The 20,461-nt window shown below is 44.1% G+C and carries 20 protein-coding genes and 4 pseudogenes; 14 read left to right on the forward strand and 10 right to left on the reverse strand.

The genetic code is table 11. The features are described 5' to 3' along the window. Nucleotides 1-15: 15 nt before the first annotated feature. From ACXHJ1_RS10525 to ACXHJ1_RS10535, 3 genes are all read right to left on the reverse strand, one after another. A complete protein-coding gene (locus ACXHJ1_RS10525; RefSeq protein ID WP_126666618.1) occupies nucleotides 16-1,266 on the reverse strand; it encodes an ABC transporter permease in 1,251 nt (416 codons plus the stop codon). Beyond that, nucleotides 1,250-2,569 (reverse strand): HlyD family secretion protein, encoded by a 1,320-nt coding sequence (locus ACXHJ1_RS10530; protein WP_457906039.1) that lies wholly within the window; start codon nucleotides 2,567-2,569, stop codon nucleotides 1,250-1,252. Before ACXHJ1_RS10530 ends, ACXHJ1_RS10525 begins: the two co-directional genes overlap by 17 nt. Nucleotides 2,570-2,705: 136 nt before the next feature. After that, complete coding sequence (locus ACXHJ1_RS10535) at nucleotides 2,706-3,239, reverse strand: MarR family winged helix-turn-helix transcriptional regulator (RefSeq protein WP_457906040.1); 534 nt, start codon at nucleotides 3,237-3,239, stop codon at nucleotides 2,706-2,708. A 240-nt stretch (nucleotides 3,240-3,479) separates the two neighbouring features. Here ACXHJ1_RS10535 and ACXHJ1_RS10540 point away from each other — a divergent pair, with 240 nt between their 5' ends. Then, on the forward strand, nucleotides 3,480-4,655 hold the full coding sequence (locus ACXHJ1_RS10540; RefSeq protein ID WP_457906041.1) for an alanyl-tRNA editing protein: 1,176 nt from the start codon (nucleotides 3,480-3,482) through the stop codon (nucleotides 4,653-4,655). A 12-nt stretch (nucleotides 4,656-4,667) separates the two neighbouring features. Here ACXHJ1_RS10540 and ACXHJ1_RS10545 read toward each other — a convergent pair whose 3' ends face one another. Both ACXHJ1_RS10545 and ACXHJ1_RS10550 read right to left on the reverse strand, forming a co-directional pair. Next, complete coding sequence (locus ACXHJ1_RS10545) at nucleotides 4,668-5,369, reverse strand: YoaK family protein (protein ID WP_017425588.1); 702 nt, start codon at nucleotides 5,367-5,369, stop codon at nucleotides 4,668-4,670. A 193-nt stretch (nucleotides 5,370-5,562) separates the two neighbouring features. Next, entirely contained in the window at nucleotides 5,563-6,081 is a 519-nt protein-coding gene (locus ACXHJ1_RS10550; protein WP_457906042.1) for a DJ-1/PfpI family protein, read from the reverse strand. Nucleotides 6,082-6,230: 149 nt separating this feature from the next. Between ACXHJ1_RS10550 and ACXHJ1_RS10555 the strand changes: the two genes are divergently transcribed. Further along, on the forward strand, nucleotides 6,231-6,623 hold the full coding sequence (locus ACXHJ1_RS10555; protein ID WP_017425586.1) for a winged helix-turn-helix transcriptional regulator: 393 nt from the start codon (nucleotides 6,231-6,233) through the stop codon (nucleotides 6,621-6,623). Between the two features lie 171 nt (nucleotides 6,624-6,794). Here the strand turns inward: ACXHJ1_RS10555 and ACXHJ1_RS10560 are convergent, their stop codons facing one another. After that, nucleotides 6,795-7,130, reverse strand: coding sequence for a winged helix-turn-helix transcriptional regulator (locus ACXHJ1_RS10560; protein ID WP_013312049.1), 336 nt, complete (start codon nucleotides 7,128-7,130; stop codon nucleotides 6,795-6,797). A 258-nt stretch (nucleotides 7,131-7,388) separates the two neighbouring features. Between ACXHJ1_RS10560 and ACXHJ1_RS10565 the strand changes: the two genes are divergently transcribed. The 3 genes from ACXHJ1_RS10565 to ribD all read left to right on the forward strand — a co-directional run bounded on the left by ACXHJ1_RS10565 (nucleotide 7,389) and on the right by ribD (nucleotide 10,431). Continuing rightward, entirely contained in the window at nucleotides 7,389-8,486 is a 1,098-nt protein-coding gene (locus ACXHJ1_RS10565; RefSeq protein WP_457906043.1) for an FAD-dependent monooxygenase, read from the forward strand. Between the two features lie 83 nt (nucleotides 8,487-8,569). Then, nucleotides 8,570-9,334: a GTP cyclohydrolase II gene (locus tag ACXHJ1_RS10570; protein ID WP_016820395.1), complete on the forward strand. Its 765-nt coding sequence runs from the start codon at nucleotides 8,570-8,572 to the stop codon at nucleotides 9,332-9,334. Next, nucleotides 9,331-10,431 (forward strand): bifunctional diaminohydroxyphosphoribosylaminopyrimidine deaminase/5-amino-6-(5-phosphoribosylamino)uracil reductase RibD, encoded by a 1,101-nt coding sequence (ribD, locus tag ACXHJ1_RS10575; RefSeq protein WP_457906044.1) that lies wholly within the window; start codon nucleotides 9,331-9,333, stop codon nucleotides 10,429-10,431. Before ACXHJ1_RS10570 ends, ribD begins: the two co-directional genes overlap by 4 nt. Before the next feature lie 322 nt (nucleotides 10,432-10,753). Here ribD and ACXHJ1_RS10580 read toward each other — a convergent pair whose 3' ends face one another. Next, the gene (locus tag ACXHJ1_RS10580) at nucleotides 10,754-11,044 is read right to left on the reverse strand and encodes a hypothetical protein (protein WP_457906045.1); all 291 of its coding nucleotides are present in this window, start codon (nucleotides 11,042-11,044) and stop codon (nucleotides 10,754-10,756) included. A 100-nt stretch (nucleotides 11,045-11,144) separates the two neighbouring features. Continuing rightward, complete coding sequence (locus ACXHJ1_RS10585) at nucleotides 11,145-11,537, reverse strand: winged helix-turn-helix transcriptional regulator (RefSeq protein WP_129550015.1); 393 nt, start codon at nucleotides 11,535-11,537, stop codon at nucleotides 11,145-11,147. Nucleotides 11,538-11,800: 263 nt separating this feature from the next. Between ACXHJ1_RS10585 and ACXHJ1_RS10590 the strand changes: the two genes are divergently transcribed. The 4 genes and pseudogenes from ACXHJ1_RS10590 (at nucleotide 11,801) to ACXHJ1_RS10605 (ending at nucleotide 14,245) form a co-directional block, all read left to right on the forward strand. Then, a complete protein-coding gene (locus tag ACXHJ1_RS10590) occupies nucleotides 11,801-12,277 on the forward strand; it encodes a transposase (protein WP_457906046.1) in 477 nt (158 codons plus the stop codon). Nucleotides 12,278-12,281: 4 nt separating this feature from the next. Continuing rightward, nucleotides 12,282-12,887: pseudogene (locus ACXHJ1_RS10595) on the forward strand (transposase); the annotation flags it as partial. A gap of 100 nt (nucleotides 12,888-12,987) precedes the next feature. Beyond that, nucleotides 12,988-13,179, forward strand: a pseudogene (locus tag ACXHJ1_RS10600) (OsmC family protein); the annotation flags it as partial. A 91-nt stretch (nucleotides 13,180-13,270) separates the two neighbouring features. Then, nucleotides 13,271-14,245, forward strand: a complete 975-nt coding sequence (locus ACXHJ1_RS10605) for an SLAC1 anion channel family protein (RefSeq protein ID WP_457906047.1) — start codon at nucleotides 13,271-13,273, stop codon at nucleotides 14,243-14,245. Between the two features lie 325 nt (nucleotides 14,246-14,570). Here ACXHJ1_RS10605 and ACXHJ1_RS10610 read toward each other — a convergent pair. Continuing rightward, a pseudogene (locus tag ACXHJ1_RS10610) lies at nucleotides 14,571-14,704 on the reverse strand (IS110 family transposase); the annotation flags it as partial. A gap of 174 nt (nucleotides 14,705-14,878) precedes the next feature. Here ACXHJ1_RS10610 and ACXHJ1_RS10615 point away from each other — a divergent pair. The 3 genes and pseudogenes from ACXHJ1_RS10615 to ACXHJ1_RS10625 form a co-directional block, all read left to right on the forward strand. Further along, nucleotides 14,879-15,181, forward strand: a pseudogene (locus tag ACXHJ1_RS10615) (IS3-like element IS655 family transposase); the annotation flags it as partial. 256 nt (nucleotides 15,182-15,437) lie between these two features. Next, entirely contained in the window at nucleotides 15,438-16,067 is a 630-nt protein-coding gene (locus ACXHJ1_RS10620) for a class I SAM-dependent methyltransferase (RefSeq protein WP_457906048.1), read from the forward strand. A gap of 713 nt (nucleotides 16,068-16,780) precedes the next feature. Further along, nucleotides 16,781-17,899, forward strand: coding sequence for a slipin family protein (locus ACXHJ1_RS10625; protein ID WP_016820390.1), 1,119 nt, complete (start codon nucleotides 16,781-16,783; stop codon nucleotides 17,897-17,899). A 56-nt stretch (nucleotides 17,900-17,955) separates the two neighbouring features. Here ACXHJ1_RS10625 and ACXHJ1_RS10630 read toward each other — a convergent pair whose 3' ends face one another. Continuing rightward, nucleotides 17,956-18,369, reverse strand: a complete 414-nt coding sequence (locus ACXHJ1_RS10630; RefSeq protein WP_017425579.1) for a chemotaxis protein CheW — start codon at nucleotides 18,367-18,369, stop codon at nucleotides 17,956-17,958. A 275-nt stretch (nucleotides 18,370-18,644) separates the two neighbouring features. Between ACXHJ1_RS10630 and ACXHJ1_RS10635 the strand changes: the two genes are divergently transcribed. After that, on the forward strand, nucleotides 18,645-19,580 hold the full coding sequence (locus ACXHJ1_RS10635) for a sugar-binding transcriptional regulator (RefSeq protein ID WP_017425578.1): 936 nt from the start codon (nucleotides 18,645-18,647) through the stop codon (nucleotides 19,578-19,580). Nucleotides 19,581-19,789: 209 nt separating this feature from the next. Next, entirely contained in the window at nucleotides 19,790-20,452 is a 663-nt protein-coding gene (gene deoC, locus ACXHJ1_RS10640) for a deoxyribose-phosphate aldolase (protein ID WP_016820387.1), read from the forward strand. The last annotated feature ends 9 nt before the right edge of the window (nucleotides 20,453-20,461 follow it).

Consider the following 20,461-nt stretch of genomic DNA (forward strand, 5'->3'; position numbering starts at 1 on the left):
TTTCTGCAAAAGAGACTATCCTTTTATAGGCTCGTGCATAGGTGCTGATGGTGCCCCTTGCATAGATAACCCGCCGCCAGTTGAGCTTGCTGGAATAACGGGATGTGGCGATCCCTTTTCAGAAGCAGCGCCTGCAGTCTGCTTGGTCAGCTTCTGTTTTTCCCACAGTGCTCTGGCGATCACCAGCATGGAGAGTACACCGACATATAGTAACAAAGATCCGAGTTCCGGAAGCATCTCCTGAAAAGATGCACCGCGCAGTCCCATGGTGCGGAGGAATTTGTACATCCATACGAAGGGAAAGAAATCACCGATTTGAATCGCTAAAGGTGGAAACAGTGATCTGGAAAGAACGGCCCCTGATAGTACAAAAGCAGGCATGAGCACCATCACCATTCTGCCAATGGCAATCCCCGGATGTGCAGCGCCCCATGCAACCAGAACATTGAAGCATACGGTACCGAATACATACAGGACAACCGGAATCATGAAGAGGATCGGATTGGCTTCGAAACGACCTCCCCCAAACATTTTAAGCATCCCGAGAGAGAAGATTAAGCCAGCCGTCGAAAACAGCGTATAAGGAAGAATACGCAGTAGGATGTTGAACGGATTTTGCAGTTCGGCAGCCAGTCTCTTGGAAACCCTTAGTCTGGCGACGATAGGTAAGCTATTGATATTGAGTATCATAAAAGAGAACATACAAGTGAATGCAAGTATCGTCGTATTCTGATAATCATTGGTTGGGTTAAACAGGGAACGCACCTCCAAGGCAATACCATTGAGAGCTCCCTGAGCCTGTTCGGCGTTCATCCCCGTTTTCAACATAGCTGGAACAGACAGTTCCATATTCTCAGAAACGCTAATTTCCTGCATAGCTGTACGAATGGAAGTAATAGATTGAACGTTGGTATTATCAAGAATGAGACCCACGCGACTGGAAAGGGAACGATGGTGATTGTCCTCTAAACCGTGCGGCAGGGAAATAACGGCTAAATATTTTTCGTGATAAAAATACTGCTCAGGATTGTCCGTAAACGAAACAATCTCTGCTACGTTCATATATGGAGAAGCATCTATCTTCTGGATCAACTCACGGCTGTAGGCTGTGTTGTCCTGATCCACCACTACCACGTTAGCATCGTTAATTTGGCTGCTTGGGAGCAGCAGGGAGTACCCCAGCACTGCAATCAGCGGGAAGATGATAGCTATGATCGGATACTTGGAGTGAACCAGATACGTCCATTCATCACGAAGTGATTTCATTCGTATTCACCTCAACTGTCATGCCTGGTAGCAAAGCGGCTTCTCTTGTTACATATACACGTACTTGGAATGTGGCGGTATCTGCCTCACCTTTTTCACGGGACATCTTTACATTAGTGAATTGCGGCGCAGCGGTCACATAACGTACGGTACCTTTCAAGTCCTTGTTGAGAGCAGATACTCGGGTTTTAACTTCTTGATTGGCCTTGAATTTACCCGCTTGTTCCTCATTGACATACAGATCGTAATATAAATCGTTGGTTTCCAGGGTAATCACAGGCGCTCCTTGCGCGACATTTTCCCCGACTTTTGTACTAATCGAAGTAACCTTGCCATCCTGTGGTGCCTTTAATACCAGTCGCTCTTTTTTGAGCAGCAATGTTTTAAGCTGAACTTCCTGTGTGTCTTTTTGTTGCTTTAAAAGGTCGATAGCCAACTTCTGATCTGCCAGCTGTTGACGGCTTTGCTGAATGGTTTCCAGTTGGGTTCTGGAACGATCGACGGACAATTGGGCACCACGGATTTCCTCCTCGGCTTGTTTTACCGCAACCGCTGCTTGTGTGGTCTGTTCACTGGCCTGCATACGTTCTTCAGGAGTAGCGCCATGGAGCAGCTTTTGAAGAGACTCCTTTTGCTGGCTCAACTGATTTGTCGCTAAAGTCAATGAGGATTCAGCATCATCCAACACTGCTTTGGATGCACTTCCTGCATCATAAAGTGCTTTATTACGTTTGTAGTTAGTCTGAGACGTCTGAACGTTTTTGGTGGCAGAAGCTACGGCAATTCGTTGCTGCTGAACATCTTCATCCCGAGCACCATTATTGACCTGTTGTTCCGCAGCAGTGGCTTGACGCTCAACTGCCTGTGCCCGCAGCAGTGCCGCTTGGCTTTTGCTCTCAGTGACTTGAGCTTGCGCGATATCCAGCTGTGCTTGTTTTTCCTGAGTTGTTGCTCGTGTGTACCCTAATTGGATGGATTGTTGCTGTTGGCTGATCTGTGTATTGAACTGCGCAATTTGTGTCCGCAGCTGCTCAATTTGCAAATCCACATCTTTGGAATCCAAAGCCATAAGGACAGTTCCTTTTTTCACTTTCGTTTCTTCTGTTACCGGGATGTTTAGGACTTTGCCGCCTACTTGTTCAAAAGATACATGAATGCTATCAGCATTGAGCGTTGTGCCTTTAACGGATCGCGAAGCAGTGACTTGATCTTGTCCGTTAGTCTGAAGCAGGAACCCCCCGCCGATCAGACAGGCAATAGAAATGACAGGGATGATAAGGCTGGTGACTTGTGTGCGATTCATGGGTAATATGCTCCTTAAGTTCATAAAATGGATTCAACCTAGACTCGAATAAATATCCTGATTATGTACATTTTATTTATTCTATTATTTAATAATTTAGATGTTAGCCGGCTAACTAAAATGCAAAAATTAAAACTTACTCTGGCTTTGCTGCTTCATATATCTCTTTTGCTTGAGGGATGCCGCTTTCTATTTTTTTCAGTAATGTCAGGAGCAGTTCTTTTTCATCGTTGGATAGATGGCTCATCAGTGTGGAAGTGCATGTAAAATGTACAGGCAGCAGTCTCTCCATCATTTCTGTTCCTTGTTCGGTCAGTTTAACAATACTCATACGGCGGTCGGAAGGGTGAACGGATCTCATAATAAGCCCATCGCGTTCCAGACGGTCAAGCAGACCGGTAACGGTAGGCTTGCTAACCCCTACTTTCTCCGCAAGCTCTGTAGCCAGCAACCCTGTTTGAATGTTGCGATACAGGAGAATTAATATTGAAAATTTTCCGTGAGATATACCAAACTTGTCAAAGCCTTCAAAGCTCACTTTAAAAAGACTGGAGGATACGCGCATAAAAAATAGCATCGCTTCTGTCGCTCTTACATCAATCTCTGGGATACGCATAGAAAATTCTTGCAGCGCTTCACGAGTGGGCAAATCCCGTAAATCAAAATCCATAAGGTTCTCCTTTCTTCTTACATTGTGTTCCAGTCGACAAATTAGTTAGCCGACTAATCTTAATCGATTCAAAAATGAATTTCAAGCTAAATTTTGTTAATCGTCATGCAGATTTTTCACTATATGGAGGTTGTCCGTACAGTAGTTTAAGCTATTCACTACATTGATATTTACAGTGAAGTGCTTGATAATAAGTGGATATCGCACGAGACAAAGATACCCAAAAGTGAGGGACCTGACATGGCGACAAAATTATATTACACCGCTCCAAATCTTACGGAGTGGGACACTCATATTACACAGAGCATGGAAAGAGACGGAGCATTTTTTGTTATGCTCAAGGAAACGGCCTTTTATCCGCATGGCGGAGGTCAGCCATGTGATACAGGAACGATTCAGGGCATCCGTATATTAGATGTGGTTCTTGAGAATGGGGACATTTGGCATCAGGTAGAACGTTTGCCGGAGGAGGAGAAAGTGGCCTGCCAATTGGATTGGGAGCGCAGATTTGATCATATGCAGCAGCATAGCGGACAGCATTTGCTGTCAGCGATTTGTCTGGAACTGTTGGGTGCGCGTACAGAAAGCTTTCATTTGGGACAAGAGTACGCCACAATTGATGTCAACTGTTCTAATATAACATCCGCACAGCTATTGGCAATCGAGCAGGAAGCAAATCGGCAAATCTACAATAACCGCAGCATAAAAAGTTATTTTGTAACCCATGAGCAATTGAAGGACATTCCGCTTGTGAAAATGCCTAAAGTAACAGAAAATATTCGGATTGTTGAGATCGAAGGCATTGAATATAATGCTTGCGGCGGTACACATGTGGCTCAAACCGGGGAAATTGGAATGATTAAATGCTTGAAATGGGAAAAGCAAAAAGGGATGGCGAGAATCCATTTCAAATGTGGTGCTCGCGCACTCCAGGACTTTAATGAGAGTGCTCGGATTTTGGACGTGTTGTCTGCGAAGTTCAATACTGGGCGAAAGGATATTTTGACTCGATTCGAAAAGTGGGAGCAGGAGCATAAGCAGCTCAAGGCGCAAGTGGAGTTTCTACAAGAGGAAAATGCATCGTACCAGGCGAAAGAGCTGCTGTCTGCTGTACAGGGGCATGTTCTTGCTCATGTATTTGAACAAAAATCCATTCAGGAGATGCAGCAATTGGCTGCCAAGCTGACCGCTGAGCATGATTTGCTTGTTTTATTTGCCACAACAGCCGAAAACAAAATCATTCTGGCACATAATGGTACCCAATCCGTTAGCTGCGGAGCATTTTTGAAAGAGAATCTGGGCGCGTTTCAGGGCAAGGGGGGCGGTAGCAACCAATCTGCTCAGGCAGCATTTTCGTCCCGCAATGACCTCTTGAATTTCTTTGAAACGGCCCAGCGGCAGTTCATTCAGGGCTAATATAATGGAGGATTAGTGACGCAGCGGTAGCTTCCACTTTTCCTCTTCTGTAAATAAAATAAAAGAAAAAATAAGTGCAACAACAGCGCCCCAAACGGCTTTATCCCCAATCGTCAAAGTCAGAAATCCCCCCAGCAAGGCTCCTACCAAGAAGGCAGCCAGGATGACACCATAACGCATCGCTCGAATGGCAGCGTTCGTGTCCTTGGTCGTTACAGCGACATACACAGCCTCGATAGCTGATCGAAGGTTACCGGTGCTGACCGTGGAGGTGTACGGCACATCAATGAGCTTGCGGAAGGAAGTCATTTGCACGGAAGCGACGAATGAGACGATCACCACTACTACCGTATTGGGAACTCCTTGCGGAATCAATCCAACGATGAAAAAAATCGCGATTTCCAGTAAAAGAATTGCGCGGGTCCAGTCTGGAGTTAAACGGTGGGTTGATTTGCGTTTAATCCCTTCAGCAACAAAAACCCCCAGTGAAAAGGCGATCAGAGGCGGGATATAGGATAATGCCTGAACCCAGTGCCCCTGAATGACTTTGACAGCCAGCAGGACGATATTGCCTGTCTGTGCGTTGGCGAAAACACCGCCTCTTCCAACAAAGGTATATGTGTCCAAAAAGCCCCCTACTAATGATAGTAAGGCGCCCAGTCGTAACGATTCGGACGTTACCTGATGTAAATGGATTTTGCCTTTCATAAACACGGCATATAAGCCTCCTATACTAAACGTCGATTCTTTAAAGCTAACACGAAAATCCAGGACCATACAATTAAATTAATCACTTAAGCATGAAAATGACACAAAGAAGCCACATCAGGTCCCATACAATAGAAAGGACGTGATGCGGCTTGTTGGAGTGCTGGTTAAAGTGCCATCTGGAACTTCGAGAATATGCTTATTGCAGAGCTTGAACGAGTGCTGCGCCAAATTCCTGTGCACCATCTGGGCCGTCGGCTGTAATAATATCGCTATGAGCGACGACATGCTGAGCGACATAGTCGGCTTGATGCAATTGGAGCTGATCCTTTTGCACATCCACGGGGTAGCATGTAGCCGTTCTGCCAGAGAGCAGGCAGGTTTGAGCCACAGCTACAGAGCCTGCGCAGATGCCAGCCACTAAAGTCTTTTGCTCATGAGCTTGTTTCAGCAGAGCTTGGAGATCCGCGTTATTCCACAGATGATCATTTGTTCCTGATCCGCCGATTACAGATACCACATCATACTCAGCCGGCACAGCGTCTGTAAAGACAAGATCAGCCGTCGCTTTACCGTTGTAGTCACCCATGATTTCGCCTGTTTTTGTACTGGCTAATGTTACAGTAACACCTGCTTGCTCCAGCGCTTCTTTTGGTTTAAATAATTCATCCTCATTAAAGCGCTCTGGGGGTATAATAAAAAGAGCTTTTTTACTCATACTCTATTCCTCCTTGAATGTGTAACGTTATTTACTATTGTAGGGTGGCTTCGTCGTGCTGTGAAGAATGCACTTTCAAGTACGGAGGTTACCTGCAGGTTACTATTCATGTGGAAGATCATGATGATTTAGAAGGAGTTAATTGATATATGTCTGATACGCTGAGAGAAGAAATACGGGAGAAAATTGTAAACGGAGACTACAACTGCGAAAAGGAATTAACGCTATCTGTGCTGAGCGGGAAATGGAAGGTCGTTATTTTATGGCATCTGGGTGTGGAAGGGCCGCACCGGTTCAGTGACCTGCAAAGGTTGTTTCCGAAGCTGTCGCATAAAGTGCTGACCAACCAGCTACGGGAGTTGATGGAGGACGGTATTGTACACCGGGAAGTGTATCCCGAAGTGCCTCCAAAGGTGGAGTATTCGATGACTGAGCTGGGGATGACGATTTTACCGATTGTGGAGATGATGTATGACTGGGGGAAAAAACGGGTGCAATCCATCCGTGAGGAAATGCAACGCAGCAGTGAGGGAAAGGTTTAAATCTTGGATGCGATCTTAGATGGACCTTTAACACTCCGTCATATAAAAAAAATAGAACGCCTTGCACGATGAGTACAAATTGTACCTAGAGCGAAGGCGTTCTTTGGCATGTTAGCAGTCTGTGTGTCTTGATCATGTTAGTCTAGGAAAAATAGCTGTAGCCCATATGGATCATTGCTGTTCAAGTGCTGGTAAAACCTCAATCCAGCGTGTAGCCCAAGTACCAATATGGTCAAATAAAGGAGCTAAATCGCGTCCCTTATCCGTAAGGGAGTATTCAATCCGCACAGGCTTTTCAGGATAAACCATACGTTGAATGATTCCTTCTTCCTCCAGCTCTTTCAAACGGTCCGAAAGGACCTTTCCACTTAAGTTAGGAATTGAATTCTCAATAGCGACGAAACGTTGCGGACCATTCGTTAGTTGAAATACGATCAACACCGTCCAACGCTTGCTCAGTAGCTCCATAGCCTTTTCAAACCTTGGGCACATCTGCGGAATATTCATGTGATCACCTCATGCTCCTATTATTAACGATTCACTGTTAAAAGTAAATGATTTTACTTTACATAAATTTATTACTTGACGAAATCGAATGATATAAATATACTTTGTTACATAAAGTAACTTGTTAGCTTTGATACGGAGTTTAAGATGTAAATGCTTAAAATTTGAACTTAATTTGATATGATTAATGATGTAATTAAAAATGAACAGATACGAACGAATCGTTGAGGTTATGGTTTGGGTGCAGGGGGAAGTCGGATGAAGCTGGAATGTGAAGTGTGCGTAGTTGGAGGGGGACCCGCAGGGACTTTGTTATCCTGTCTACTGGCGGAGCAGGGTGTTTCAACGATATTGGTTGAGCGGCAGAGCGTGCCCGGAAAGGCTTTCCGCGGTGAAATTTTAAACGATGAGGGTCAGGAAGTGATCCGCAAACATAAACTGCTCGAACAAATTCATGAGGATCATATTCTCTCCTCCACAAGAATCGAATATTGGCAGCATCAGCAGCAGGTCAAGACGGTTGAGCCAGCTTCAATCCATGGTAATGTAGGGGTGCATATTCCACAACCTCGATTTTTGGAAGCTCTGCTCAAGCAGGCGTCCACCTACGAGTCTTTCCGTTACCTGGCAGGTACAACTGTGACTGCGTTGGAGGGTGACAGCGAGCAGGGGTACACGGGCTTGACCGCCCGCGATAAGAACGGTCATGAGATTACAATTCATAGTTCTTTGATTGTGGGGGCAGACGGACGCTATTCGACTGTGCGCAAGCTGGCGCAGATGCCTGTGACTAACATTCGCCACGGCTATGATCTGCTATGGGCCAAAATCACGGCACCTACCGGGTGGGAGCCCGTCACTCGTCTAGCCCTGGTCAACGGAGGTCAGTTGGCTTTATTCTCGCAGGCTGAGGGTTATATCCAAATTGGCTGGAATGTGGAGGAGGGGAGCTTTTCCACCCTGTTTAAGCAATCTTTTGAACCATTTATACAGCTGTTTACGGAGGCTTTTCCAGATTTAGAGCATAGTGTGCATGATCACATTCGTTCATGGAAGGACTTCGTACCGTTGGATATTTTCAGCAGCCGTAGTGACACATGGGCACAGAATGGACTGGTCCTGATTGGAGATGCGGCGCATACCATGACACCTACGGGAGCTTTTGGCTTGAACGCTGCTTTGAAGGATGCCGATGTGCTGGCCAGTGAGCTTCTTCGTTTACGCCAGCAGGTATATACCGCAGAAGACCTGAAGGCTTTCGAAGATGGACGACGGCAGGCTGTCACCGAGCTTCAGGAGCGTCAACTGATCATGGAGTCCACGTTTCATGAACATTTCTTACACATAGTTAAATGATATAAAACCCCGACAACAACGATTAGCCTGAGAAATGTGAGGCATTTCATGTATAGAGTTTATATAAAGGATGGTGCAGAGAGATGAATATTAAAGATGTAGCTACGCTACTTAACGATAAAATTCAAACTGTTCGTGGAGAGCAATCTTCGACGATTTTGGTAGGACCGATCAAGCTGCCAGTTAATTTAGAAGGGGAAACGGTTGTTTTTCAATGGTATTGCTGGCTACCTGTACGGGACGAGGAAGATCGCCAGAACTTACTGAATGCCAATGCTGAGACGATCGTGAAGCGATTGTCCACACTGAACTTGGCGGAGGGACAACAATCAAGTGTATTGGTGTACGGGGATCTCCAACAGTCCGAAAATGCATTAGTTCGCATGCATAGTATTTGTCATACTGGAGATATTTTTGGTAGCAAGCGTTGTGATTGCGGATTTCAACTCCACCAGTCGATGAAAATGATTGTGGAACATGGAACAGGTGCATTGTTCTATCTGGCAAATCATGAAGGTCGCGGAATCGGTTTGTTTAGTAAAGCCATGGCTTATATTCTGCAAGAAGAAGGCATGGATACCGTCGAAGCCAACCATCAGTTGGGTTTTGAAGATGATACACGCAATTATGCGGATGCCATTAGTGTGCTTCAACACCTGAGACAAAAACCAGTAACTCTGATTACAAATAACCCTAAAAAGCTGGATGCCTTGAAGAAGTCGGGTATGAATGTGGCGGGACGTATGCCGCTCTGGGGCGATGTGTCACAATATAATGAACGGTACTTGAATACAAAAGTAGAACGATCCGGCCATTTGCGGGATTCCGATCTCAGGGAGGTTCTATGAACACTCACGAAAAATATATGCGCCTGGCACTGGAAAATGCCAGAAGTGCCAAAGGGCAAACAGAACCGAATCCGCTCGTCGGATCAGTCATTGTTAACAATGGCCGTATCGTTGGGATCGGCGCTCATTTGAAGCCTGGTGAGCCACATGCCGAGATTTATGCCTTGCGTATGGCGGGGGAACACGCTCAGGGAGCGACGATCTACGTAACGCTGGAGCCGTGTTCTCATCACGGCCGGACAGGCCCATGCGCGGAAGCGATTGTGAAGGCAGGCATTCGTCGGGTGGTCATTGCAGCACTGGACCCGAACCCGCTGGTTTCCGGCAGAGGGGTACAGATTTTGAAAGATGCGGGCATTGAGGTCATTGTCGGCGTATGTGAGCAGGAATCGATCCGCATGAATGAAGTGTTCAATCAATATATCGTGAGCAAGCGACCTTTTATTACAATCAAATCGGCAGTAACGCTGGACGGTAAAATTGCAACTCGAACCTCTGAAAGCAAGTGGATCACATCTGAGGCTGCACGGGAGGATGTGCATCGTCTTCGTCACGAGCATGTAGGCATCCTGGTCGGTGTACAGACCGTGATTCATGATAATCCTCAGCTTACGACTCGTCTACCAGAAGGACGGAATCCGATTCGTATCATTCTGGATAGTAAGCTTCGAATTCCATTGGATGCTCGTGTCATTACAGATGGAGAGGCGCCGACCTGGATATTCACAGGGCGGGCTTATGATGAAGGCAAGCGAAGCCAGCTGGAACAGCTCGGTATAAAGGTTTATCCGACACAGGATGAAAACAGTGAGCGGGTCAACTTTCCGCAAATGCTGGACATTCTGGGGGCGGAGGAGGTCTCGTCCGTATTCGTGGAAGGTGGGGCCGAGGTGAACGCTTCGTTCGTGCAGCAAGGCCTGGCAGACAAGCTGGTGCTGTATATGGCGCCGAAGCTGGTTGGAGGGCGCGCAGCCCCGGGCTTTCTCGGGGGAGAGGGCGTGTCTGCGATGAGCGATGCAGTGGCCTTGCAGGATTTGAGCGTAACACAGGTTGGCGTGGACTGGAAAATAGAAGGGTATTTTGAACGAAAAAAATGAGTGAGTTGTTTTTGGGTGGAGAAGACGCTTCGCGAAGGGGTTGATCTTCCGATCGCTACCGCTTCTCCAGATTCAACCCCTCCGCTCCGCTGCTGCCCACTGTAAAGTCACTCAGTTTCGAATACTTAAAGAACAGAGGATCGGAAGGGCTAAAAGGCCTGAAGGACTCTTTTTTTATATACTAAATCATACCTGTTGAATAACTAAAATAAGTAACTTAATTAATGAAACAGTTGTCGCGAAGCTGAATGACAAATGATTGTTCATGACATTTGCTCATCTGAGCCCTCTTTTAGCTATACTCTATTGTTTCAAAAATGATCTAAGCTACGGAATAAATTTTAACATCAGGATCAGCACTCCATAATGGCTTCAGACCGACAAACACATCGTTTTTGAACATTTCACTATCAAGATAGGCTCTTGCATTTTCCACACTATCGAAGCCATGCAGTACCTGAACGTCTTCATCGCGGATAAGCAAGTCTTTTGATACAGCCCCCTTAATCTCATCAAGGAATGGGCTACGATAGTCAGCATAAACCTTTGCTGCTGCTGGACGGTTGTTGTTGTCAATCACCATTGTGATTTCAAGATAAGCTTTTACACTCATTTTTTATACCTCCAATATATTATTAGATTGATATCTTCCACGAGTGCAGCATATCAAAGGTTAATTAGCTAGGTAAATATATTATTAAATTTATGAGTCACTAATAAAAATCAGAGTTTAAGCTGTCGCAGCTTTTACAAGGTGTCAATTTTTTATCCAATTCACCTTTTGTCTGTTGCTGAGACCAACGACAGATACTTTGTAAAGTTGGAATAACAGATTTCCCTTTTTCAGTTAGTGCATATTCTACTTTTGGCGGGATTTCATTGTACTGCTTACGACTAATAAGCTCATCAGCTAGCAACTCTTTTAGCATAGCGGCCAGTACAGCATCGGTAATATTGCCGAGTTCTTTTCTAATTTCATTGTAGCGCATTACACTCGTGGACGATAAAACGCAAATTATCCTTGATTTCCACCTTCCACCAAATTTTTCTAGCCCATATTCAATTGGACACATTGTTTCTCTTTTGATTTTTGGTTCATATTTCATGTAATAATCACCAGTCCACTATATATTTTTATAGTGACTATAACAATTAAGAAGTGCTTGAGTCAATTGTACATTCAGCAGTTTAAGGCGTTGTGCAACACAAAGATCAATTAAATTTCAATAGCGTTGCATAAAAAATATTCACAATGTATATTAGCAAAACCTACTATAAATGTTAATGGTCGTTATTCGTTATCTCGGTTAAGGAAAATATAACCAATACAGCATGGACGGCATCTTTTTCGTCACCCGACTTAGGGACAATGCCATCATTGAATCCGTGGACGAGTTTGAGGTTACAGAGGGCTCGCATAGTCAAGCTCGGTCAAGGCAACAAGCAGACGAAGGTGTTGTTCAGACTCCTCGAAACGACGGATGGAAGCGGTAAACACACCCGTATCCTGTCGAATCGGTTTGATTTGTCCGCCGAAGAACTCAGTGATCTGTATCGCAATCGGTGGAAAATCGAAACCTTTTTCCGCTGGATCAAGCAGCATTTGAAGCTCACTCGCTTTTATGGTCAACAGGAGCGGGCGGTCTGGAACCAAATCTGGATCTGCTTGATTGCGTATGCCTTGTTGCTACTCATCAAGATGGAGCTTTCAACCACGAAGTCCCTATGTGAAGTCGGCCGACTTCTCAAAGCCATGAAGTTTCACTCCTGGAGTCACTTTAGGGATATCTTTCATCGAAAACCGCTGCGAAGCTCCAGAGGGAGACAAAAAATCTCTAAGTGTTGAGAGAGAGCGGGCCCTTGCTTCCAGAGTTTCTGCGCTCTACGTACTTATGGATAGCTGGTTCACGCATGCCCCACTAATCGGTAGAATTGTAGACTGAGATCTTTATGTCATTGGCATGGTAAAAAACGATAACAAGCGGTATCTCGTTCATGGTAAGCCGCTCAGTCTCAAAGAACTTTACCAGCTGCCCCGCGCGTTCAGGAAAAGCAGCGGAAATCATTCGAATTTACGCACTTCGTTGGGACATTGAAGTCTTTTTCAAATGAGCTAAGTCCTTGCTGCGCCTGCAAAAAGAGTTTCAAGGCCGATCTTTTGATCTGCTCATTAGTCTACAATGATCGTCTTTTCCCGCTATATTCTACTGGCTTGGCAGCATCGGCAAAGTACCGATTAACGGACGCTCGGCGGGCTGTTTTATTTGCTTTGCGATGAAGTCGGCAACTTGGACGGGGCAGTCGATCTACAACATCTCATGGAATTGATGGATGAAATTTTCAACCAAGTTGGTAAGAAACTATCTGCCATGATTAAAAGTCAACTCCAACACTGGATCTCTGCTCTACCCAACTATATCAGGGCTTATTTGCCGATTTCTTGTTGCGAAAGTTGAGTTATAAAAAATGTGTAAATAAAATTACTTAGCTAAGTATTGATTATTCTTAAAGAGAATGTTATCATTTTCACAAAGTTAAAAGGAGATTGATTTATTAATGCTTACTACATTCAAAGCGAGTGCAAAAAAATTACCAGAAGGTCTTCAAGTAGAAACTAATTCTAATTCTAGAGGTTTTAAAATTCTTATTGATGAGCCAGAGGATATGGGTGGAACTGACAAAGGAATCAATCCAGTTGAAACCTTGCTGTGTGCACTTGGAGCATGCCAATCTATCGTAGCTAGTGCTTTGCACCTACAGTCTGGCTCATTCTTTATAAAGAATTTTTATTAGCAATGGTAAATCGTAGGACTTAAATATTCTTTGGGGGTATTAAACAGTGGTTAAGCATTCATTCCTTCGAGAATTTCCAATTTCTTTTTTTTCAATAGTAATGGGCCTTGCAGGGCTTACAATAGCCTTCCAGCGTGCGGAAAGTATTCTTGATGTTACGAATACGTTTAGTACGTATATACTGTTTATTGTTACGTTTATTTTTTTATGTAATTTGTTACTCTATTTTACTAAGTTGGTTTACTTCCTGCCATCTGTTAATGAGGAATTTAACAATCCTGTTCAGCTAAGCTTTTTTCCAACAGTAAGCATTAGTTTTCTGCTTCTAAGTATTGCATTTCTTGAAGTAAACATGGAAATATCAAAATATTTATGGATGATCGGAACACTACTCCATTTTATTGCAACCATTGCAGTCTTATCTATATGGATTAAACAAAGTAAATTTGAAATACATCATTTTAACCCTTCATGGTTCATACCTATTGTAGGTAATATTATTGTCCCAATAGCTGGAGTTCGACATTTTGCACCTGATTTATCTTGGTTCTTTTTTAGCATTGGGATTATTTTTTGGATTGTACTATTAACTATTTTCTTATACAGAATAATATTTCATCATCCAATACCAGAAAAGCTACTGCCAACATTTTTTATACTTATAGCGCCTCCTGCAGTTGGTTTTATTTCATATGTTAACCTAAATGGTACTGTTGATAACTTTTCCAGGATATTATATTATTTTGCTCTTTTCCTTATTATTCTTTTAATCTCACAGTATAAAATGTTTTATAAAATAAAATTTTATCTTTCATGGTGGGCTTATTCTTTTCCTATCGCTTCGGTCACTATAGCAACTGCTCTAATTTTTAAGCAAACAACGATAATCTTTTATAAACCATTATTTTTTATTCTTATAAGTCTCTTAACACTTCTTGTTTTAATACTTTTGCTGTACACAATTAAAGCAATTTTAAAAGGTGAAATTTTTGCAAAAGAGCAACAACCTTTGAAGAAATGAAGCGATTGATAATCTCTGGCAGAGGGATGCAAAATTTAATACTACCATGGTTCTCTATATAGCATTTTTTGATACTGGAAAGGGAGAAAATGACTATAGTTATGTTGTGAATGACCTGTTCTTGTTGCAGGATGCTCTGCAAATAATTCCATTTCCGAAGAAGTTGCACAAGCTAGCGACACCAATGTAACGATGATGGTATTAGCTAAAGAACAGTTAATGGTATGTCAAGTCAGACTTCTGGATTGCCCTGAGTTTTGCTATACTGAAAAAAGGTATACCAAATAAACTTCAACGAAATAGAAATTTATGGATAATTATTTAACTAAAGAGTGTAGGGTTGCCCCTTGAGCATAGCGTAGACGTGATCTAGTAACTTGTTGCGCAAGCAATCACGGCTACTTTATGAGGCTTCCCTTCGCTCTTTTTCCTATCGTAATACTCCCTAAGATGAGGGTTCAGCTCTCCTCCACAGCTTCGCTTGTGATACGAGGTCAACGCCTCAACCAGCTCAAACATGGTCAGTGGAAGAACTGTTTTTACTACGGGGTTTATCCCCAGGGGCTGTCACATTCTCCCGGCTGCCTCCATCGTAGAATATCCCGGAATATTAGTTTTTTTCTTTAATATGAAAACGGAAAGTCCAGAGCAACGATTGTGGAGGAGTGACCTCATGGCCTCGGCTTTAGATCGATGGATCAAGCAGGCTCAAGCGACAGGTTCGTTCAAAGAGAAGGACAATCGCTCATCAGAAGAAAACGATCTCATAGCTTTACGCAAAGAACTTCAGTGCCTGAGGATGGAGAACGATATTTTTAAGAAAGCCGCGCTGATCATGGGACGAAGGTAGCTATCATCCAGAATAATCAGAATATATACTCGGTATCAGCCATGTGCGACGTCCTGCAAATCACAAGAAGCACGTTCTACTATCAAGTGGATAACGTCGTCTGCCGAAGCGAACCGACTTCAACTGAAAGACATTTCTTATATTGCAGCGACACCAGTTGGTTTAGGCAAGCATACCGATTTAATGAAGCAAAAGTATGGTTAATGGGATGAATAACTCATAGGGTGAATGTCTAATGGGGTGAAATTGATACCCGCATCAGTGAAAAAAATCATCGCAGTCCTTGCTGAGCTATACGCTCAATTCTGTACGTGGTTTAATGAATACAGAGGAGATAAAAGTATGACAGAATTTTGGGAATCAAGCTTTATAGAAAATCAAATGATGTGGGGCTTTGAACCTTCAGACTCAGCAATTCTGACCAAGGACTTTTTCATTGAAAAGAACGTTAAGAATATATTGATACCTGGTATTGGATATGGTAGAAATGCCAAGGTTTTTATGGACAACGGAATACATGTTACAGGTATTGAGATTTCAAAAACAGCGATTGATTTGGCAAGACAAAAAGGGCTCAATATTAGTATTTTTCATGGCTCCGTAATGGATATGCCTTTTGATAACAAGCTTTATGACGGCATATTTTGTTATGCGCTTATTCACTTATTGAATAAGCAAGAGAGAGAAAAGTTTATTAAGGATTGCTATCATCAGTTAAAGCCAAATGGATATATGGTTTTTACTACTATTTCAAAGGAAGCTCCGATGTTTGGAAAGGGAAAGCAGCTAGGTAAAGACTATTTCGAGATCATGGAAGGGGTAAACATGTTTTTTTATGATGCTGACTCGATAAAACAAGAATTCGGAAAATATGGATTAACAGAAATTTCGGAAATTGTTGAGCCACATAAGAATATGGAAAGCAAACCTCCATTCAAATTTATCATGGTCAAATGTCACAAAGAGCTGTAAGGTGAATGGTGAGAGAACGACACGAGGGAAGCACATATGCTTCCTCCGTGTCTTTTTTTGTTTTTTATGGGGTCGTAATACTTTCGCCATGTTCGTGAGTGCAAGGGTGCGCAATAATGATAAAGGCTGATACAGGAAGATATTACCGAGGCGAGGATTTCCAAAGGTCCCGCAGTGCCTGCCCTAATCGGATCAGGTATCCTGTAAATCTGATGTATCCACCAACAATTAGGGTTCGATTCCCAATCGCCTTCCAAGCGACTTTTGGTAGAGTATTCGAATGGACGAATAAAACAATGAAAAGACCCCGATAAGAGCATCCCATGTCTGGTCTTGATGACAGATGCCGGAGCGATGGCTATGCGGTCAGCGGATACCGGAGAGAGCAAGCGCCGACAGGACCCGAGGCTACGGGAATACAGATTCACAGTCGATGTTGGGCTGGTGAATTCCATCCCCGAAACACGGGAACAGGCGGCTCCTTTCTTTTTCCTTAAGCTTGGCCCCGCCTTTCACACGGAGGGATGCTCTGCAAGGGTCCTACCCCTGCTACAACAAATAAAAATAAAAAATCCTCATTTTAAAAATGTGTTTTGACTCGACGTGCGAATAAGTGGAGCGGTCCATTTGAACTTGAAGAAGAACGTGGAGCCGCCATACATACGAAGAAGCCTATTTTTAAGTTGAGGATTTTAAATACTAGGAGTGATACGATGTTTAAGAAGATAACGATTAAAGCCGATGAGCGCGGACTGTTGTTCAAAAAAGGAAGCTACCACAAGTTGTTGCTCCCAGGTACCTACCTATTGAAGACATTTCAGCAGGAAGCTGTTGAAATTTTGAATGTAGCCGAATCATTTTTTGTACCAGATCATGATATTCGTTTGTTTTTGACAGATCCTCTATTGCTGGAGCAATTGACTGTCATCGATGTAGAGGATCATGAATATGTGCTGCATTATGAGGATAATCGGTTTGTAGAGCTGCTGACAGCCGGGAAATATGCATTTTGGAACATGCTCAAGGAGCATCGTTTTGTTCGTGCAGATACCCGGCAGCCTGCTATTGATAAGGCTTTGGGGCAAGCATTCTTGTCCAAGACACCGGGCTTCTGGAAGGCCCTTCAGGTGGCTAGTCATGAATTGGGGTTTTTGTATTACGATAATGTGCTGCAAGGTGAACTAAAACCGGGCAAATATTATTTCTGGTTGTCCACGGTGAATACAGAGATCAAAACATTAGATATGCGACAGCAGCAGATGGACCTGATGGGGCAGGAAATCATGACTGAGGACAAAATCACGCTGCGTCTTAACTTCGTCTGTCAGTACCGGATCATTGAGCCGCTACGGGCGTTGGAATTCAGAGCATACGAGGAACAAATATACATTATGCTTCAACTGCTGCTGCGTGAATACGTGGGCACAATGAAGCTGGATGATTTGCTGAAAATGAAGCAGGAGATCGCGGAATATGTCTTGACGCGACTGAATGAGCAGAGCGGTGAATATGGGGTTACTTTTACATCCGCAGGGGTGAAGGATATTATTTTGCCGGGGGATATCAAGGATATTCTGAATACGGTGCTATTGGCAGAGAAGAAGGCACAAGCCAACCTCATCACACGACGTGAAGAGACGGCATCCACTCGTAGTTTGCTCAATACGGCCAAGCTGATGGACGAAAACTCCACCCTCTATCGTCTCAAAGAGCTGGAATTCATGGAAAAAATCTGCGAGAAGATTGGTACGATATCGCTGACTGGCGGAAATACGCTGCTGGAGCAGCTAAACACGTTGGTTCATATGAAAGAGGGGCAGGGACTCCAATAACGGAAAATACTCCCGAACGATGAGTGCAAGCTGGCTCAAGGTTCGGGAGTATTTTTTTAATTCGTCTTGGTGGATGCGAGAAAAGCGTCCATATCGATCACCGGAATGAGAGTACCCCGATGCTCCATCACAGTAGGAAACAATTCGCGTTGCCATTCTTCCTCATTGCTTTGTAGCTGACTGTCTTCAGCAGATGCCGTATCCTCCACCTGATCGACAAGCAGGGCAATCTTCGCACGACTGAGCAAAATCATTTTGTCCTCGGAGGAGTCGCTTGATGCGGGGAGAAACAGTTTCTTGCGTAGGTTAAGGATTGTAAATACATCGCCACGAATGGTCACCATTCCTTCATGCCACGCCTCGGAAAAGGGGAGCGGTGTCCCTTTTTTGGCATTCATGACTTCTTCGACTTCCAGAAAGTTTAACGCGAACTTCTTGTCCGCCAGACTGCACACAATATATTCAGACATAGCAATTCTCCTTACATATTCAGATAAGTCCATCACAAGTTGTGAACTAGCGGTAAATTGGGTTAACTATTGCGTTTTGACAGATGGAACGATAAAGTGGAGGATGCGGTAAAATGGTTTTAGTTAATCACAGAATATCACAAACGAGCAGTTAAATCTTCCAAAATAACAACCAACCGGACAAGGCGTGGCTTCGAATTTCCCTTCATATATAATGTTTGGAGCTGAGGTCGTGTCCGATGCACTACATTTTAAGATAAGCGGGTTGAGGTAGAATGGATCATGAAAAGCAGCGGTTAAGTATCGAGGCAGCCAGATTATACTATCTGAACGACTATAGCCAGCAGGATATTGCGGTCAGACTCGGAGTTTCGCGGCCTACGGTATCGCGGTTACTTCAGGCTGCCAAGGAACAGGGATACGTGCGGATCAGTATTGTGGACCCTATGGAGGATATGGACGCGCTCGGAGAGCAGGTGAAAAAGAAATACGGGCTGGATACCGTGCTGGTCTGTTATTCGCCATTAAATGAATATCAGGAGATCAAGAAGCATATTAGCAAAAAAGCAGCCGATTATTTGCATGAAACGGTACAGGATGCTGATATTATTGGAGTGACATGGGGAACAACCATGCATGCGGTGGCGCTTCATCTCCAGCAAAAGCAGGTCAAGGGAGTTGAGGTAGTTCAGCTCAAAGGAGGCGTAAGCCATTCACATGTCAACACTTATGCCGTGGAAACCGTAAATTTGTTCGCAGAAGCCTTTAACACCATCGCTCGGTATTTGCCGCTGCCTGTGATTTTCGACAGTCAAGCTGTTAAGAAAATGGTCGAGGAGGATCGGCATATCCAGCGTATCATTGAACTTGGCAAGCAGGCGAACATTGCGGTGTTTACGGTGGGTACGGTCAAGGAGGATGCACTGCTGTTCCGATTAGGTTATTTTAACCATGAAGAGCAGAAGCTGCTGCAAAAAATCGGCAAAGGCGATATTTGCTCGCGCTTTTTTGACGATGAGGGCAACATATGCAGTCAGGAAATCAACAGCCGCACCGTTGGAATTGATTTACCTGAGCTGCGAAAGAAGGAGAAGTCCATCCTTGTAGCTGGAGGCCAGCGCAAAGTAGAGGCCATTCGGGCATCACTGCGCGGCAAGTATGCGAATATCTTGGTGACGGATCAGTTTACAGCACAAGCACTTTTGCAATAGAACCTGTGGAGCTCAATTCAATTAAACATGGTTACGGTGTGTGCCTACAGGGTAACATGAATTGTAGGTGAACGGCCTGTGTACAAGCGTGAACATAATTTCAAAATGTGTTTTACATATGTTCAGAGCCGTGCTATGATGATCTCATCACAGAGAAATAAATGATTCATTTTCTTCACACTATTTATTAAATGAAGGAGCCTTTAGATATGAACATTGCAGCATTAATCGACCATACATTGTTGCGTGCAGATGCGACGAAGGATGAAATTACAAAACTGACTGCTGAGGCAAAAAAATACCAGTTTGCTTCTGTATGTGTGAATCCGGCGTGGGTAGCTTATGCAGCCGAACAGCTCGCAGGCACAGGCGTGGCTATCTGTACGGTTATCGGATTTCCACTGGGAGCCAATACATCGGCAACGAAAGCGTTCGAAACGAAAGATGCTATTGCTAACGGTGCAACTGAAATTGATATGGTAATTAACATAGGCGCTTTGAAGGCGCGCGATGTACAGCTCGTTGAGCAGGATATCCGTGCGGTTGTGGAAGCGGCTGCGGGTACACTGGTAAAAGTAATTATCGAAACCTGCCTGCTGACAGACGAAGAGAAGGTGCTGGCGTGTGAGCTGTCCGTCAAAGCGGGAGCAAATTTTGTGAAAACTTCGACGGGTTTCTCTACAGGTGGAGCTACTGTGGAAGACGTAGCGTTGATGCGCAAAACAGTAGGACCTGATATTGGTGTTAAAGCTTCTGGCGGCGTACGCAGCCTGGAGGACGTACAAAAATTAGTAGAAGCTGGCGCAAGTCGGATCGGTGCAAGTTCCGGTGTGAAAATCATCGAGGGCGAGCAATCTACATCTTCCTACTAAGTTTATTTT

It is taken from the genome of Paenibacillus sp. ALE2, from assembly GCF_054113385.1.

Excerpts from the sequence above, each read along its gene's own strand:
- ACXHJ1_RS10620 (WP_457906048.1), top strand. The coding sequence starts at position 15,438 with ATGACAGAATTTTGGGAATCAAGCTTTATAGAAAATCAAATGATGTGG.
- ACXHJ1_RS10540 (WP_457906041.1), top strand. The coding sequence starts at position 3,480 with ATGGCGACAAAATTATATTACACCGCTCCAAATCTTACGGAGTGGGAC.
- ribD (WP_457906044.1), top strand. The coding sequence starts at position 9,331 with ATGAACACTCACGAAAAATATATGCGCCTGGCACTGGAAAATGCCAGA.
- ACXHJ1_RS10585 (WP_129550015.1), bottom strand. The coding sequence starts at position 11,537 with ATGAAATATGAACCAAAAATCAAAAGAGAAACAATGTGTCCAATTGAA.
- deoC (WP_016820387.1), top strand. The coding sequence starts at position 19,790 with ATGAACATTGCAGCATTAATCGACCATACATTGTTGCGTGCAGATGCG.
- ACXHJ1_RS10625 (WP_016820390.1), top strand. The coding sequence starts at position 16,781 with ATGTTTAAGAAGATAACGATTAAAGCCGATGAGCGCGGACTGTTGTTC.
- ACXHJ1_RS10570 (WP_016820395.1), top strand. The coding sequence starts at position 8,570 with ATGAATATTAAAGATGTAGCTACGCTACTTAACGATAAAATTCAAACT.
- ACXHJ1_RS10635 (WP_017425578.1), top strand. The coding sequence starts at position 18,645 with ATGGATCATGAAAAGCAGCGGTTAAGTATCGAGGCAGCCAGATTATAC.
- ACXHJ1_RS10560 (WP_013312049.1), bottom strand. The coding sequence starts at position 7,130 with ATGAATATTCCGCAGATGTGCCCAAGGTTTGAAAAGGCTATGGAGCTA.
- ACXHJ1_RS10590 (WP_457906046.1), top strand. The coding sequence starts at position 11,801 with ATGCCATCATTGAATCCGTGGACGAGTTTGAGGTTACAGAGGGCTCGC.
- ACXHJ1_RS10550 (WP_457906042.1), bottom strand. The coding sequence starts at position 6,081 with ATGAGTAAAAAAGCTCTTTTTATTATACCCCCAGAGCGCTTTAATGAG.
- ACXHJ1_RS10530 (WP_457906039.1), bottom strand. The coding sequence starts at position 2,569 with ATGAATCGCACACAAGTCACCAGCCTTATCATCCCTGTCATTTCTATT.
- ACXHJ1_RS10555 (WP_017425586.1), top strand. The coding sequence starts at position 6,231 with ATGTCTGATACGCTGAGAGAAGAAATACGGGAGAAAATTGTAAACGGA.
- ACXHJ1_RS10535 (WP_457906040.1), bottom strand. The coding sequence starts at position 3,239 with ATGGATTTTGATTTACGGGATTTGCCCACTCGTGAAGCGCTGCAAGAA.
- ACXHJ1_RS10580 (WP_457906045.1), bottom strand. The coding sequence starts at position 11,044 with ATGAGTGTAAAAGCTTATCTTGAAATCACAATGGTGATTGACAACAAC.
- ACXHJ1_RS10525 (WP_126666618.1), bottom strand. The coding sequence starts at position 1,266 with ATGAAATCACTTCGTGATGAATGGACGTATCTGGTTCACTCCAAGTAT.
- ACXHJ1_RS10565 (WP_457906043.1), top strand. The coding sequence starts at position 7,389 with ATGAAGCTGGAATGTGAAGTGTGCGTAGTTGGAGGGGGACCCGCAGGG.
- ACXHJ1_RS10630 (WP_017425579.1), bottom strand. The coding sequence starts at position 18,369 with ATGTCTGAATATATTGTGTGCAGTCTGGCGGACAAGAAGTTCGCGTTA.